Annotated in this window: 13 protein-coding genes; 3 read left to right on the top strand and 10 right to left on the bottom strand. The window is 73.3% G+C overall.

What is annotated here, in order from left to right; all coding sequences use genetic code 11:
• The first annotated feature begins 1 nt into the window (after position 1).
• Complete coding sequence (locus ACFOVU_RS06760) at positions 2 to 2,179, top strand: tripartite tricarboxylate transporter permease (protein WP_378530856.1); 2,178 nt, start codon at positions 2 to 4, stop codon at positions 2,177 to 2,179.
• Between the two features lie 33 nt (positions 2,180 to 2,212).
• On the opposite strand, the gene mftE is transcribed toward ACFOVU_RS06760, so the two are convergent.
• The 5 genes from mftE to ACFOVU_RS06735 all read right to left on the bottom strand — a co-directional run bounded on the left by mftE (position 2,213) and on the right by ACFOVU_RS06735 (position 7,363).
• Complete coding sequence (gene mftE / locus ACFOVU_RS06755; RefSeq protein ID WP_378530854.1) at positions 2,213 to 3,052, bottom strand: mycofactocin biosynthesis peptidyl-dipeptidase MftE; 840 nt, start codon at positions 3,050 to 3,052, stop codon at positions 2,213 to 2,215.
• A gap of 1 nt (position 3,053) precedes the next feature.
• Entirely contained in the window at positions 3,054 to 4,256 is a 1,203-nt protein-coding gene (mftD, locus tag ACFOVU_RS06750; RefSeq protein WP_378530852.1) for a pre-mycofactocin synthase MftD, read from the bottom strand.
• 67 nt (positions 4,257 to 4,323) lie between these two features.
• Positions 4,324 to 5,571 carry a mycofactocin radical SAM maturase gene (gene mftC, locus ACFOVU_RS06745; RefSeq protein ID WP_378530850.1) on the bottom strand — a complete coding sequence of 416 codons (1,248 nt, stop codon included), beginning with the start codon at positions 5,569 to 5,571 and terminating at the stop codon, positions 4,324 to 4,326.
• Between the two features lie 140 nt (positions 5,572 to 5,711).
• Entirely contained in the window at positions 5,712 to 6,941 is a 1,230-nt protein-coding gene (locus ACFOVU_RS06740) for an RNA polymerase sigma factor (RefSeq protein ID WP_378530848.1), read from the bottom strand.
• Entirely contained in the window at positions 6,938 to 7,363 is a 426-nt protein-coding gene (locus tag ACFOVU_RS06735) for a YciI family protein (protein ID WP_378530846.1), read from the bottom strand. The genes ACFOVU_RS06740 and ACFOVU_RS06735 overlap by 4 nt, the downstream gene beginning before the upstream one ends.
• A 632-nt stretch (positions 7,364 to 7,995) precedes the next feature.
• Between ACFOVU_RS06735 and ACFOVU_RS06730 the strand changes: the two genes are divergently transcribed.
• The gene (locus ACFOVU_RS06730) at positions 7,996 to 8,745 is read left to right on the top strand and encodes an AfsR/SARP family transcriptional regulator (RefSeq protein WP_378530844.1); all 750 of its coding nucleotides are present in this window, start codon (positions 7,996 to 7,998) and stop codon (positions 8,743 to 8,745) included.
• 39 nt (positions 8,746 to 8,784) lie between these two features.
• Here ACFOVU_RS06730 and ACFOVU_RS06725 read toward each other — a convergent pair whose 3' ends face one another.
• Both ACFOVU_RS06725 and ACFOVU_RS06720 read right to left on the bottom strand, forming a co-directional pair.
• Positions 8,785 to 10,458: a vanadium-dependent haloperoxidase gene (locus ACFOVU_RS06725; RefSeq protein WP_378530842.1), complete on the bottom strand. Its 1,674-nt coding sequence runs from the start codon at positions 10,456 to 10,458 to the stop codon at positions 8,785 to 8,787.
• 179 nt (positions 10,459 to 10,637) lie between these two features.
• Complete coding sequence (locus tag ACFOVU_RS06720; RefSeq protein ID WP_378530840.1) at positions 10,638 to 12,203, bottom strand: FAD-binding oxidoreductase; 1,566 nt, start codon at positions 12,201 to 12,203, stop codon at positions 10,638 to 10,640.
• Between the two features lie 177 nt (positions 12,204 to 12,380).
• On the opposite strand from ACFOVU_RS06720, the gene ACFOVU_RS06715 reads away from it, so the two are divergent.
• Positions 12,381 to 12,734: a YciI family protein gene (locus ACFOVU_RS06715; RefSeq protein WP_378530838.1), complete on the top strand. Its 354-nt coding sequence runs from the start codon at positions 12,381 to 12,383 to the stop codon at positions 12,732 to 12,734.
• A 25-nt stretch (positions 12,735 to 12,759) separates the two neighbouring features.
• Here ACFOVU_RS06715 and ACFOVU_RS06710 read toward each other — a convergent pair whose 3' ends face one another.
• The 3 genes from ACFOVU_RS06710 to ACFOVU_RS06700 all read right to left on the bottom strand — a co-directional run bounded on the left by ACFOVU_RS06710 (position 12,760) and on the right by ACFOVU_RS06700 (position 14,772).
• Complete coding sequence (locus tag ACFOVU_RS06710; RefSeq protein ID WP_378530836.1) at positions 12,760 to 13,347, bottom strand: MFS transporter; 588 nt, start codon at positions 13,345 to 13,347, stop codon at positions 12,760 to 12,762.
• Positions 13,347 to 14,006 (bottom strand): MFS transporter, encoded by a 660-nt coding sequence (locus ACFOVU_RS06705; RefSeq protein WP_378530834.1) that lies wholly within the window; start codon positions 14,004 to 14,006, stop codon positions 13,347 to 13,349. The genes ACFOVU_RS06710 and ACFOVU_RS06705 overlap by 1 nt, the downstream gene beginning before the upstream one ends.
• 67 nt (positions 14,007 to 14,073) lie before the next feature.
• Positions 14,074 to 14,772, bottom strand: coding sequence for an HAD family hydrolase (locus tag ACFOVU_RS06700; RefSeq protein ID WP_378530832.1), 699 nt, complete (start codon positions 14,770 to 14,772; stop codon positions 14,074 to 14,076).
• Positions 14,773 to 15,102 lie beyond the last annotated feature (330 nt).

The following is a 15,102-nucleotide window of genomic DNA, read 5'->3' as shown; positions in this document are numbered from 1 at the left end:
CATGGGCGAAGCGGCTCTCGCAGCACTCACCTCGCTGGCCGACCCGTCACTGCTGGTGATGCTCCTGGCCGGCGTCGTCGCCGGCCTCGTCATCGGGCTCATCCCGGGTCTCGGCGGCACCGGGGCCGTGGCCGTCCTGATGCCGGTCACCTTCGGCATGGAGGCGCCGCAGGCGCTCGCGCTGCTGATCGGGGCGCTGGCCGTGGTGCACACCTCCGACACCGTCGCCGCCGTCCTGCTCGGCGCGCCGGGGTCGGCGTCGGCGAGCGTCACGATGCTCGACGGCTACGCCATGGCCCGCAAGGGGCAGGCCGCGCGGGCGCTGAGCCTGGCGTTCCTGTCCTCCATGGCGGGCGGCCTGATCGGCGCCGTCGGCCTGACCCTGGCCATCCCCCTGGCGGGGCCACTGGTGACGTCCTTCGGCAGCCCCGAGCTGTTCATGCTGACCGTGCTCGGGGTCGCGCTCGCCGCCGTGCTCTCGCGCGGCAACGTCGCCAAGGGGCTGGTGGCCGGCTCCCTGGGCCTGCTCCTGGGCATGGTGGGCACCTCGCCCACCACCGCGGAGTACCGATTCACCTTCGGCAGCCTCTTCCTCGGTGACGGCTTCTCGCTGGTCGCGGTGGCGCTGGGCGTCTTCGGGCTCGCCGAGATCGCCTCGCGAGTGGGCCAGCGCGGCACGACGCGCGGCGAGGTCCGCCTCGGCGGCGGCTGGCTCGCCGGGGTCCGCGAATGGGCGGGCCACTGGGCGCACGTCCTGCGCGGGTCGCTCATCGGGATCTGGGCCGGGGTCCTCCCCGGCATCGGCGCCACCGCCGGCACCTGGCTGGCCTACGGCCAGGCGGTCGCGACCGCCAAGGACAAGCGCAAGTTCGGCAAGGGCGACCCGCGCGGCATCGTGGGGCCCGAGAGCGCCAACAACTCCGTCGAGGCCGGCGACCTCATCCCCACTCTGCTGTTCGGGATCCCCGGCGGGGTGCCCGCGGCGATGCTGCTCGGGATGCTGCTGACCTACGGCGTCCAGCCCGGCCCGGCCATCGTCACCGACCACCTGGACCTGATGTACCTCATCGTGTGGTCCTTCGCCATCGCCAGTGTGCTGGGCGCGCTGCTCTGCTTCCTGGGCACGCGCTGGCTCGCGCGCCTCACCGAGGTGCCGTTCGCGGTGCTCGGGCCAGGGCTGGTCGTGATCATGCTGCTGGGCGCGTTCCAGGAGAGCGGGCAGATCGGCGACCTGTGGGTCATGGTCGCCCTCGGCGTCGTCGGGTGGCTGCTCAAGGCCACCGGGTTCCCCCGCGCACCGTTCCTCATCGGCTTCGTCCTGGCGATCCCGCTGGAGCGGTACTACTTCCTCACCGACCGGGTCTACGACGGGTTCGGCTGGCTGGCGCGGCCGTGGGTGCTCGTCTTCCTCGCGATCCTGGTGGCACCCTGCGTCCTCGCGCTGGTGCGCGGGGTGCGCGCCCGGCGGGCCGGGGTCCGGGCGACCGATTCCGGACCCGTGGAGCCCCAGGACGAGGCCGTGCTCGCGGACTCCCCGTGGTCGCTGCTCACCGCCGCGGGCGCTCTGGCGCTCTTCGCCGCCGGTTTCGTGGTGGCGGGCGGGTACTCCGAGGAGGCCCGGCTGGTGCCGCAGCTCATCTGCGCGGCGGGCGCCGTCGTTTCGGCCTGGCTGCTGTGGCGGGAATGGACGGGTATCCGCCGCCGGAAGGACTCCGGCGGCGCACCGGGCGCCGGCGGCGGACCGGCCTCGGGGACCGGGGCATCGGCGGAAGCCGAGGCCGGGTCCGGTCTCGCGTCCGGATCCGGAACGGCGCCAGCGCCCGTCCCCGCGGAGGAGAGGGAGGGGGTCCTCGTCGGCGCGGCGACGGCCGAGGCCACGGCCATCGCGGCAGGGCCCGAGGCAACGGCCGCCGCGACGCGCGGAGAGGCCGCGGGGGCGCGCAATGAGGTCGCGGTCGCCGGACGCACCTTCGCGTGGATGGCCGCCTTCCTCGTCCTGGTCGCCCTCGGCGGGTACATCGCCGCGCTGCTGCTGTTCGTCCCGGCGTTCCTGCTCTACGTGGCGCGGGCCCGGGTCCGGACCGTGGTGGCCTACACCCTGGTGGCGGCGGCCCTGGTGGGCATCCTCCCGGCGCTGCTCCCGGTCGACCTGCCGATCGGCCTGCTGCCGCCGATGTGACCGCGGACGCCCGGCCGGCCCTGTCCCCGCCGGTCACGCGGACGCGAACGGGCCGGCGGGATCGCCGGGGGTGAGGAGGCGGCCCCGGGGGTCGGGGCGTCCCGCCGTGATCCCGCGGACCACCGACGCCACCATGGCCGCGACGATGGCGCGCCCCTCCTCCGCCGATGCCCCGGCCGGGTCGCCGAGGACGCCGGACGGCGAGACCGCGCGGACACCGCGGGCGACCAGGTCGGGCATCAGCTCCGCGAGCGGGCGCGTGTCACCGGCCACCGCGGCGGACGCCCGCACCAGGTGTGGGGCCAGGTACAGCATGGCGGAGGTCTCGCTGCGGCCGGCGTGCGCGTCGCCGTCCGGGACGCCGCAGCCCGTCCACGCGGCGTCGTGCCCCTCGGCGCGCATCCGGCCCACAGCGGCATCGAGCGCCGCGACGTTGCCGCCGTGGCCGTTGACGAAGACGACGCGCCCGGCCCACAGCATGAGGGAGCGCACGGTCTCCACGAGCACCGCACCCAGTACCTCATGGCCGATCGAGACGGTGCCGGGGAAGCCCGCGTGCTCGCCGCTCGCCCCGTAGGCGATCACCGGCGCCACCGGCGGCGGGCCGCCCGGCCTGCTCGCCAAGGCCCGGGCGGCGCGTTCGGCGACGGCCCGGGCGATCACGCTGTCGGTCGACAGGGGCAGGTGCGGGCCGTGCTGCTCGGTCGACCCGACGGGCACCAGCACGAGGCCGCCCTCCGGGACCGACGGCCAGGCGGCCCCCGCAAGCCCGCCGGGTTCACTGGGCTCGCCTGACTCTCCGGGCTCCCCGAGGTCTCCGGGCCGTCCGGGGTCTGCGGACTCCCCGGCTTCCGCGGGGCCTCCCTCGGGCATGTCAGCTCTCCGGCGGGCCGGCGTCGTCGCCGCCGAGGGTGAGGCGGAACCCGGGCGGGATGACGAGGTCGCCGGGGGACAGCTCGTGGACGGAGGAGCGGCCCAGGCCCAGGACGGCGGAGTCGAGGCCGCCGCGCAGGATGTCCAGGACGTTCTCCACCCCCGCCTGCCCGTTGGCGGCCAGCCCCCACAGGTAGGCGCGCCCGATCATGACGGCCCGCGCCCCCAGGGCGAGCGCCTTGGCGACGTCCCCGCCGCGCCGCACCCCGCCGTCGAGCAGGACCTCGGCCTGGCCGCCCACCGCCTCCACGATGGAGGGGAGCACACGGATCGTGGCGGGCGTGGTGTCGAGGTTGTTGCCGCCGTGGTTGGAGACCGACAGGGCCGTCACCCCCGCATCGACGGCGCGCTTGGCGTCGTCCACGCGGCTGACCCCCTTGAGCATGAAGGGGCCGTCGCCCCACTCCTTGCGCAGCCACGCGACGTCCTGCCAGGTGGGCGGCGGGGTCTGCATCCACTCGCCGTAGGCGCCGAAGAACGTGGGGGCCGTGCCGCCCGGGGGGTGGAGGTTGGGAACGGTGAGGTCGGGGATGCGGCCGGACCGCGCGAACCGCCACAGCCAGGCGGGGCGCGGCAGGACGCCGGGCGCCAGCCGCACCAATGTGCGCAGGTCGACCCGCTCGGGGATGGCCGGGCTGCCCCAGTCGCGGCCGTTGGAGAACGACCAGTCCAGCGTCGCGATGAGCGCCTTGGCCCCGGCGTTCCGGGCGCGCTCCATGCGCTGGGCCATGGTGTCGCGGTCGCCGCTCCAGTACATCTGGAAGAACACGTCGGGGCCGGCCGCGACGACCTCCTCCACGGGCTTGCTCGCATAGGAGCTCAGGCCCATGATGACCCCCCGTTGGGCCGCGGCGCGCGCGACGGCGACCTCGCCGTCGGGGTGCACCGCCTGGACCCCGGTGGGCGAGATGAGAACGGGCAGCGACGTCTCGACCCCCATCACCGTGGTGGACAGGTCGCGCCGGGCGTGGTGGCCGGCGACGCGGGGGGCGAACCCGAGGTCGGCGAACCCCTTGATGTTGTCGTCGACCGTCCGGCCGCGCTCGGAACCGGCGACCAGCGCCCCGTAGACCATGGCCGGCAGCCGTTTCTCGGCCCGGCGCCGGGCCTCGGCGACGGTCTCGAACCAGGGGTTCCTGCGCATGCGGGGTCTCCTCGGCTGTCGGCCGGCGCCCGGAGAGCGGACAGGGGCGGGCGGGGGCGGGCGGGTGTCAGGGGGCCCGCAGGCCCGCCAGGGGGTCTTCGGCGCACGCGCTCACCGGCGGCCGTTCGGGCGGGCGCCGGCGGGTCAGCGTCACGGGGACGGGGCCGGGCCGGGCGGGGGCGGTGCGGTGGGAATGGTCGGCCGAGGGGGCGGGGATCCCCGCCCGGTCGGCGGGCCGCCCGGCCAGCAGCGCTTCGCCGTGGCCGCGGACGCACTCGGGGTCGGGGCCGTCCAGCGGCAGGCCGGTGAAGAACTTGGCGGCCATGCAGCCGCCCTTGCACGTGTCGTAGAAGGAGCACGATGCGCAGGCGCCGCCGGTCTGGGGCGCGCGCAGGTCGCGGAACAGCTCGGACTCGCGCCAGACCCGCGCGAAGCCGCCCGGGGCGCGCACGTTGCCCGCGAGGAAGTCGTCGTGGATGGCGAACGGGCAGGCGTAGACGTCGCCGACCGGGTCGATGAGGCACACCACCCGGCCGGCGCCGCACAGGTTGAGCCCCGGCAGGGCCTGGCCGTAGGCGGAGAGGTGGAAGAAGGAGTCCCCGGTCAGCACGGTCTCGCCGTGCGCGACCAGCCAGTCGTAGAGCTCGCGCTGCTGGCCGGCGGTGGGGTGCAGGTCGTCCCAGACGTCGGCGCCGCGCCCGGAGGGGCGCAGCCGGGTCAGGCGCAGCTGGGCGCCGTAGGTGTCGGCGAGCGCCTTGAAGGCGTCCATCTGGGGGATGTTGTGGCGGGTGCACACGACCGACAGCTTGGCGTTCGCCATCCCGGCGTCGGCGAGGTTGCGCAGGGCGCGCACGGCGGTGTCGTAGGAGCCGGGTCCGCGCAGCGCGTCGTTGACCTCGGGGGTCGCGCCGTCGAGCGAGACCTGGACGTCGACGTAGTCGTCGGCGGCCAGCCGCCGCGCCACCTGCGGGGTGATCCGGACGCCGTTGGTGGAGAACTTGACGCCCACGCGGTGGGCGGTGGCGTAGTCCACCAGCTCCCAGAAGTCGGGGCGGACGGTGGGCTCGCCGCCGCCGATGTTGACGTAGAAGACCTGCATGGCCTGGAGCTCGTCGATGACGGCCTTGGCCTCGCCGGTGGTCAGCTCCCGCGGGTCGCGCCGGCCCGAGCTGGACAGGCAGTGTGCGCAGGAGAGGTTGCAGGCGTAGGTGAGCTCCCAGGTCAGGCAGATCGGGGCGGCGAGTCCTCGTTCGAACAGGTCGGTCAGGCGCGTCCCGGACGCGGGGCCGGGGCCCTGGGGCGTTGCGGTGGTCATGGCGTCTCCTCCGCGGGGCAGTGCGGCGACCGGTCACGACCGGGAGACGTGGTTCACATCTCCGGACCAATGATGGGATGGTAAATGCATTGAGTGCACGAGGAAACCCCTCGGGGGCGGCCGGTCCGGCACGCCGGGTGTCAGAGTGCGGCGGCCTTCTCCAGCAGGACCGCCCGCTGACGCTCGTTGCCCGTGAGGCCGGCGGCGCGCAGCAGCTCCGCACGGGCCTCGTCGGTGCGGCCGAGCCGGGCGAGGAGTTCGCCGCGGACGCTCGGCAGGAGGTGGCCCCCGCGGAGCCCGTCGGGTCCGATCTCGGTGTCGACGATGCGCAGCGCCGCCTCCGGGCCCACCGCCTGGGCCACCGCAACGGCGCGGTTCAGCGTCACGACGGGGTTCTTCGTGAGCTGTTCGAGCGCTTCGTAGAGCGTGACGATCTCCGCCCAGTCGGTCTCCTCGACGCTCGCCGCCCGTGCGTGGCAGGCCGCGATCGCCGCCTGCAAGGCGTAGGGTCCCCGGCCGCGCCCCAGCGCATCGGACCTGGCCAGCGCCGCGCGCCCCCGCGTGATCTGCCCGCGGTCCCACCGCCCGCGGTCCTGGTCGGCGAGGAGAATGGGGGTGCCGTCGGGAGCGGTCCGGGCCGCGAAGCGCGACGCCTGGAGCTCCATGAGCGCGACCAGGCCGTGCGCCTCCGGCTCCCGCGGGGTCAGCGCCGCCACCATCCGGCCGAGCCGCAGCGCCTCGTCGGCGAGATCGTGGCGGATCCACCGGTCGCCCGATGTCGCGGCGTAGCCCTCGGTGAAAACGAGGTAGACGACCGCGAGCACCCCGGCCAGGCGTCCGCCCCATTCGTGCGGCTCGGGCACCTCGAACGGCACCCGGGCCGCGGTGAGCGTCTTCTTCGCGCGCACGATGCGCTGCTGCATCGTCGGCACCGGCACAAGGAACATCCGCGCGATCTCCTCGGCGGTCAGGCCGCCGACCACGCGCAGCGTCAGCGCCACCTGCGCCTCCCGCGACAGCACGGGGTGGCAGGCGGCGAAGACGAGCTTGAGCACGTCGTCGCCGATCGGCTCCCACTCGTCCTCCGCCGCCTCCTCCAGATCGCGCGCGATGGCGCGGTACCGCTCGTCGAGGCGTTCCCGGCGGCGCCAGCCGTCGATCGCCCGGCGCTTGGCCACGGCCGTGAGCCAGGCGCCCGCGTTGCGCGGGACGCCCGACTCCGGCCACTGCACGAGCGCATCGGCGAGCGCGTCCTGGGCGAGGTCTTCGGCGAGGCCGACATCGCCCACCATGCGCGCGACGGTCGCGACGACCCGCGCGCCCTCGATGCGCCAGACCGCTTCGACGGTACGGCGCGCGTCGTCCGTCACTTCTGCCCGAGCTGCTCGCGCCAGCCCTGCTCCTTCTGGATGTACTCGTTGCCGGCGAAGTCCTGGAAGTCGCTCTCGTCGGTGACGCGGCGCACCTCGATCTTGGCGCTCGCGCAGTGCGGGACGCGCTTGGCCCACTCGATGGCCTCGTCCTTACCCGCGGTCTGGATGATCCAGAAGCCGTTGAACAGCTCGTGCGTCTCCCCGTAGGGGCCATCGGTGACGATGGGCTCCTCACCGGTGAAGTCGACGACGGCCCCCTCCTCGGCGTCACTCAGTCCGTCGCCCGCCAGCAGGACGCCGGCGTTGATCAGCTGCTCGTTGAAGGCGCCCATGTCGTTGATGATCTCCTCGAACGGCACCTTCTTCGACTCGGCGATCGCCTCGTCGGTGTTGCGCATGATGAGCATGTACTTGGGCATGGTCGCTCTCCTCCGTGGAACGGCGCCCGTCCGGCGCCTCTCACCCAGACGTCGAACGGCACCCGCCACGATCGACATCGCATCCGAACTTTTTTCCTGGACGCGACGATAGCCCCGAACCGGGCCCACCCGGCACGCGCCGCCCCAGGTGAGAGGGTCGCGCCACGCACGCGCCGCTCCCGGGTTCCCGCCGTCCGCTCGGCCGGCCGCCCCCCTTACACCCCATGCGATCCCCGAGAATCATTCCGATGGCGAAATGGAAATCTTATACTTCATTCTTCGATTTCCAAAGAATATCCCGGGTGATCCCGGTCGGCGATTCCGACCCCACGCCCGTCACGGACAATGCACCATTCCGCCGAGGGTCCGGGTGCCGCCACCGTCACCCCGGCGAAGATCGCGTACACCCCCCGTATTCCGTTCGAAAGAACGCCGTGCCGGAACCGGCCACGCCTCGCCTCGAGCCGTGAGAAAGCCACCCCGACCGGGTACACTTCATCGAAAATTGCAACCCGTTCGACCGGCACACCGTCCATGCTCCGGACTCCAGGGTGGAAGACCAGCCGGCCGCGGCCTCCACACAGCGAACAGGGACACTGCGGCGATGATCGATTATCACGGGGAACACGGTCATGAGATTCAATATTCTCGGGTCGCTTGAAATTTTCACCTGCGACAATCGGCCCCTTCAGGTGAACGCGTCGAAGACCAGGCAGGTGCTCGCGCTCCTGCTGATCAGGAACCACACGGTCGTCGGTGTCGACACCCTGATCGAAGAGCTATGGGGTGACGATCCGCCGCGCAGCGCCCTGGCCACGCTGCGCACCTACATCCACAACATCCGCCGCCTCCTGGCCGAGGAGGAGCAGCCGGAGGGGCGCGACCTCCTGGCGACCCGGCAGGCCGGATACGTGCTGCACGTCGACGACGACCAGGTCGACGCGAAAGTGTTCGAACAGCTCATCGCACGGGGGCGGATGCGGCTGGAGCGCGCCGAGCTGGAGGCGGGGTCGGCGGACCTGCGGGCGGCGGTGGCCCTGTGGCGCGGGCCCGCGATCGCCAACGTCGGCTTCGGCGGCGTTCTCGGGGCGCACGCCATCCACCTGGAGGAGATGCGGATCCAGGCCATCAACCTGCGCATCACGGCCGAGAAGGCCCTGGGCCGCGATCAGGAGCTCATCCCCGAGCTGCGGTCGCTCGCCGTCACCCACCCCTACAACGAGGTGTTCCACGCCCAGCTGATCGAGTCCCTCTACCGGTCCGGCCGCCGCGCCGAGGCGTTGCAGGCCTACCAGCGGCTCCACTCCAACCTCGACCGCGACCTGGGGATCGCTCCCGCGCCGGAGATCCAGCGGCTGCACGAGAAGCTCACGAGCTGCTGAAACCCCGGCGGCGCGGACAGCGAGCCGAGCGCCTGCGCGTCAGATGGTGATGCGCTCACCGTCGAACGTCGTCAGGCCGAACGTCCCCTTCTCGTGGGTGGTGGGCTTCTGGTCGCGCAGGATCCCGATGGCGACCTGCTCCCCGACCCGGATGCCGTGCTGGTAGGTGCCGGGCCGCGCGTGGACGCCGCTCATGCACCGGCCGGCCGCGATGTTGGCGGCCAGTTTGTTGAGTTCGCCGCCGACGGTGAGCCGGCCGGCGTCGGACCCGGTGTAGGGCACCAGGCCGGTGCCCGCCCTGTCGGGGACGACGGGGTCCGGCAGCGGGCAGTCCTCGTTGAAGAACGCCTTGAGCATGGTCGTGCACGCCCCCGCGACGACCAGGTGGCCGGCCGGGTACTCCGGGCTCATCGGCGACCCCATGCCCAGCGCCTGCGGCAGCAGGTAGGTCCCGTGCTTCGCACGGGTGCGCTCCAGGGCGTCGGACTCCAGCAGCTCGGGGTGGATCAGGCCGTCGTAGCGCCCCGGGTCCCGGCGCATCTGGACCTCGATCCGGCCGCCGATCGCCTCGGGCCGGGCCCGCCGGTGGACGACGTACTGCTGGTACAGGTTGGCCTTCAGCGCCCGCGCGTCGACCTCGGCCAGCAGGGTGAGGATGTGCGGCGCGCCGAAGGTCGCGAACCCCATCTGGCCCCTGGTGGTCCGGTAGGGGTTGCCGGCGTCCAGGAGCTCGGCGTTGGGGATCCCGCTGGTCAGCAGGATCAGCGCGGCGTTGAGGTAGGCCTGGTAGGCCTGGTCGTAGTGCACGTAGTGGGCGAGGTCGCGGGGCGTCTGGATGTAGCGCGTGTGGGCGTAGTCGCGTTCGGTGTCCCGCTCGGCGCCGCGCTGGACGGCCAGCCACTCGCCGAAGTCGGTCACGTAGTCGACCGGCTCGATGGTGTCCTGGCGCTGGCGGATGGTGTGCGTGCCGAAGTGGACGTCGCGCAGCAGGAACTGCGAGATGAAGGGCCCGGCCAGGTCGCCCCGGGAGGTGCCGCGGAACAGGGCGCGGGGCGTGACCCGGCCGCCCTGGGTCGGGCCGGCGTAGCCCGAGAACGCCGACAGCCCGTCCGCGGCGGCCTGCACCAGGGCCGGGGCGTCGTCGAAGTCGACGAAGTGGACGTCGCGCAGCAGCGCCATCCAGTAGACCTCGCCGAGTTCGGCGGCGAACTCCGGGCTGTCCATGCGGGGGGCCGGCGGGCACAGGAGCCCGTGGGTATCGGGGCCCTCGACGTCCAGGCCGAACGCGCTCAGCGGGTTGAGCTGGGGCCGGCCGTCATCGAGACCGCGCGGGACCCGCTCGAAGGCGTCGACGCTCGGTTCGGCCAGCGCCCTGTTCCACAGGGCGTAGGCGTCCAGGTCCACCTCGCCGTACTCGTCGTGCGGCAGCCCCTTCGAGTACGACGCCAGGTAGGGCTCCTCGTGCTCGCCGTTGTTGCGGTGCCGGGGAAAGGGCTCGGCGTAGGCGCGGTGGGCGGCCTCGATGCGGATCCGGTACCCGCGTGCGCGCCGGGCGAAGCCCCTGCCGTCCAGCGAGGGGACCGGCACGCGGCCTTCGGCCCCGTTGGTGGGGGCGGGCTCCGCCGTCCCGGCCTCCGCAACGCCGACCGCCGGGCCGCCTCCGGAGGCATCGGGCAGGCCCGGGGATCGGGGGCTGTTCACGTTGTGCTGCATGGACTTCCTTTCGTGTCGTCTCTTCGTCTCTCCTCCTGTGGGAGGACATGGGGGGACGGAATGCGAGGGGGCGCCTGCGCTCCGTGTCGGGGCAGGCGTGCCGGTCGCCGTCTGCGTTGCGGCCGCGGGTCCGCCGTCCGCCGTCCCACGCGGCACGGCGGTGACAGGCGCGGCGGTGGTCAGTGGCCGGTCGCGCGCAGTGCCCGCGGCCAGATCCCCTGCTTGCCCGGTGCGAGGACGCCGTTGGGGTCGAGCGCGTCCTTGATCCGCTCGCTCAGCCGCAGCAGCGCGTTGTCGTTGAAGCCGTAGGTGGCCGCCACGCGGTCCATGATCGCGGGGTGGGCGCGGTAGGCGCCGTAGCCGTGCTCGGCGGCGCGGCCGATAAGCGCCTCGCACAGCCTGAGGGTGCGCGCGCGGTCGCCGGCGTCTTCGGTGTCGAACATCATGAGGTGGATCTGGTGCATCTCGCGCTCGCCGAAGATGAAGTTGCCCATGTAGTCCTTGCCGAACTCCAGGTAGAGGTCGCGCGCCAGCTCGTAGAGCCTGAGCGCGTCCTCTCCGGTGGCGGGGGCCATGGGTGCGACGTCGATGTGCCCGGCGTTGTCCAGCCACTGGAAGATCCCGGCCGTCTCCAGGTTGGGCCGGCCGGCCATGATCTTGGCGCGGGCGGCGAGCACCGGGCTGTCGTGTTCGCCGGCGAAGTGGAACCCCGCCCCGGGGATGGCGGAGAACGCGTCGCGGATGACGGACCACTGGGCGTCCATGGCCGCCTCGGTCCCGTACAGGGCCCCGTAGAAGTTCCACATCCCGATGCGCTGGTCGGCCATGATGCGCCGCTGCACGCTGCCGGGGACGGGTCCGTCGCCGGAGAAGTAGGCCGACCGCGGCCCCTGGGCCGCGGCGTCGAGCAGCAGGCTGCGCATCGAGGGGACGTGGGAGATCGTGCGGTCGAGCCGCAGCGGCCGCAGGATCTCGGTGAACGGTGCGAGGTCCTCCTCGCGGGGCAGGGTGATCATGTACGCCCGGAACCCGGCGGGTTCGGGCAGCAGCCACAGGCCCATCTTCGTCACGACGCCGAAGTTGGACTGGGTGAACATCCCGTCGTAGGAGGGCCCGTAGCCGTAGGGGTAGACCTGCGCGGTCCGGCTGCCGGGCAGCGCCCCCATCCCCGTCCGCACGACATCGCCGTCGGGCAGCACGACCTCCATCCCGCACTGGGTGGCGAAGTGGTCGCTGTAGGGCGTGTAGCCCATCCCCCGTTCCAGGGTGTTGCCGAGGACGCTGCCCCAGCCCAGGTCCGGCACGTCCACCCGGAACCGGCTGCCGTGCTCGTGCAGGTAGGCGGCGAGGTCGATGAACGTCACGCCCGGCTCCACCACGGCGTAGCCGAGCCGGTCGTCGACGTCGAGGATGCGGTTCATCCGCTTGAGGTCGAGCACGGCCGCGCCGGGCAGGCGCGGCGCCGGCCCGCCGAACCCGAGGTTCTTGCCGCGCGAGATCGGCGCCAGGGGGACCCGGTGGCGGTCGGCCGCCTCGACGACGGCCTGCACCTCTTCGACCGTGGCGGGCAGGACGACCGCCGACGGCGCGAAGTGGCCGGGGTCCAGGATGGGGAACGGGTCGCGGTAGCCCGCGACCTCGTCCTCGCCGGTCAGCACCCACTTGTCACCGACCGCTCGCCGGAACGCCTCGACCGCGGCCGTGAAGTGCGGCTCGGTGATGCCGGGCGGGAGATTGCGCGCCATGGGACGGTGTCCTCTCTGGGCTCGACCGCTGCTGACCTGATGCGAGCCTGACGGAGAACGCCTGCGTGCGAAATGGCCGGTTGGGGTACCCGTTCGGGCGCCTTGCAGGGGTGTCCCGCCGGTGCCGCCGACCGGGCAATTGAACGGCCGGCACCGCCCGGCCTAGGCTCTGCCCGCGTGACCGCCGCCCGGACCGCCCGGCGCGGCGCGGCGGAAGGAGAAGCGATGCTGTGGGCCGTGCACTGCCTGGACGCCCCCGATTCCGCGGAGCCCCGTGAAAGGGCGCGGGCCGCGCACTCCGCCCGGCTGCGCGCGCCCGGTGACGTGACGCCCCTCGTCTACGGGCGGCTGATGGCCGACGACGGCACCACCGCGGTCGGCAGCCTCCTCGTGGTCGCCGCCGAGGACCGCGCCCGGGTCGAGGCCTACGTCGCCGAGGACCCGTTCATGGCCGAAGGGGTGTGGGCACAGGTGCGCATCCACGCGTTCTCGGCGTCGGCGAACGCGCCGGTGCCGCTCGCGCTCGACTGACCGTGCGCCCGCCGCCCGGTCCCGCTCAGGCGGCGCGGCGGTGGCCGGCGGCGACCTCCGCGAGCCACACCGCGCAGGCCGCCGCCGGGAAGGCCGCTCCCAGGACCGACACGCCCGGCCACCCGTAGGCCGCATAGGCGTAGGCCGACAGGGCGCTGCCGACCGACGCGGAGAGGAAGTAGGCCACCATGTAGGCGGTGTTGAGCCGGCTGCGCGCCTCGGGCCGGAGGGCGAAGATGAGGTTCTGGTTGTTGATGTGCGTGCCCTGGACGCCCATGTCCATCAGCACCACGCCGACGACCAGCGCCACCAGCGAGGTCTCCCCCGCCCCGATCGCCACGTAGGACAGGGCGGTGATCAGCACGAAGAACCCGGTGGTCCACTTCGCCCAGCCGCGGTCGGCCAGCCGCCCGGCGAACTTGGCGGCGAGCGCGCCCATGACCCCGAACAGCGCGAACGCGCCGATCTCGGCGTTGTTCCAGCCGTAGGGCCGGTCCGCCAGCAGGAACCCGGCACTGGTCCAGAAGACACTGAACGTCGAGAACGTCAGCGCGCCGTAGGCGATGCGCAGCCGCAGCACCGGCTCGTCGCGCACCAGCCGCACCACCGACATCAGCAGCGCCGGATAGCCCAGCCGCGCCGTGGGCGTGACCGTCGGCAGCGCCGCCCCAGCACCACCCCGATGGCCGCGGTGAGCAGGGCGCCGAGGAGAAACACGGAGCGCCAGCCGAAGAGCTCGGCCACCACCCCGGCGACCGTGCGCGACAGCAGGATGCCCAGCAGCAGGCCGCTCATGACGGTGCTGACCACCTGGCCCTGGCGGCCCTCGGCGGCGAGGACGTGCGCGAAGGGCACGATGACCTGCACGGCCACCGAGGTCAGCCCGACGATCGCCGCGGCGGCCCCGAGGACCGCCAGGGAGGGGGCAGCCGCCATCCCGGCCATGCCCAGTGTCGCCGCGCCGAGCAGCGCCGCGAGCAGGCGGCGCCGCTCGACCAGGTCGCCGAGGGGGACGAGGGTTGCCAGCCCGATCGCGTAGCCGATCTGGGTCACCGTGATCACCAGCCCGACCGCGCCGGATCCGGACTCGAACACGTCGGCCAGCCGGTCCACCAGCGGCTGGGCGTAGTAGAGGTTGGCGATGACCGCGCCGGTCGCGAACGCCATGAGGGCGACGACCGCCCGTCCGGCGGGCGGCGGCGCGGCCGGCGCCCCTGCGCGGGCGGCGGCGGGTGCCGCGTCGCCCTGGCCCGTTGTCGGGCGCTCCGTCATGTCCACTCACTCCGCATCGTCGTCGCGTCCCGTCGGCGGGTGTGCCGCCCCGCGCCGGTGCCGCCGGTCATACCGGGCTCCCCGCCTGCGCGGCGGACAGCACCGGCCACCCGTTCTCCCGGGCGTGGGCGAGCAGGACCGGGTCCTCGCCGACGACCGACGGGTGGCCCACCCGGCCGAGCATGTCGAGGTCGGTGGCGTGGTCGCCGTAGGCGGAGCAGTCAGCGGGGTCGAGGCCGAGATCGGCGATCGTCTGCTGCACCGCATCGGCCTTGGCCTCGCCGATCATCGGACGCCGCACCTCTCCGGTGAGGATGCCGTCATCGCCGGCCAGCGGCTCGGTGCACAGGACGAGGTCGGCGCCGAGGTCGGCGGCGATCGGTTCGAGGCACCCCGGGAACGACCCCGACACCAGCACGACCGTGTCGCCCGAGCGGCGGTGGGCGGCGAGCGCGGCCAGGCTCGCCGGCACGAAGGCGTCGGGGCGCTCGCGGTAGCGCGCGTACCAGGCGCGTCCGGCCTCCATCAGCTCCGCCAGCGGCACCCCGGCATAGAGCCGGTAGTACGCCCGGTTGACCTCGGTCCGCGGGAGCCCGCCATTGTGCGCGAGGTCGCGCAGCCGCCCGGCCGTCCGTTCGTATTCCGCGCCGTCTTCGCCGCGGGCGCCGTTGCGCTCCATCCAGTAGCGCAGGAAATCGAACATGCTCTTCGCGCTGATGACGGTCTCGTCGACGTCGAAGAATGCAGCCCGCCGTCGGGTTTGCATTTTCCCACCTCACCCTCCCGTGGCCGCGGTGGCCGTGCGGTGTCGGCTGCGGGCGGGCCGCGTCCCCGGTGCCGCGCGCCGCCCCGTACAACTGTGGCCGGGCGCCGCGCACACGGCAAGGGTGAGGAGAGGTAGCCGTGCGGCTAGGGCGCGATCGCCGACCGGGATACCTGATCGGCGGGGCCGTCCGGCCTGGCACCGCTGAGTGCTTGCCTGGGGTGCGTCTTCGGCGTGCTTTCCCGGGGTGCTTTCTTGGGGTGTTTCCTCGGGGACTTCCGCATTTCCGTTCCCCGCGTAAGGTCGGCGCAATGCCAAGAATCGCCGTCCGGC

Source organism: Nocardiopsis sediminis (assembly GCF_042650565.1).
GTDB classification, from domain to species: Bacteria; Actinomycetota; Actinomycetes; order Streptosporangiales; family Streptosporangiaceae; genus Nocardiopsis_B; species Nocardiopsis_B sediminis.
Note: the sequence above shows the minus strand (reverse complement) of the source record. Positions and strands in the feature narration are given on the sequence as shown.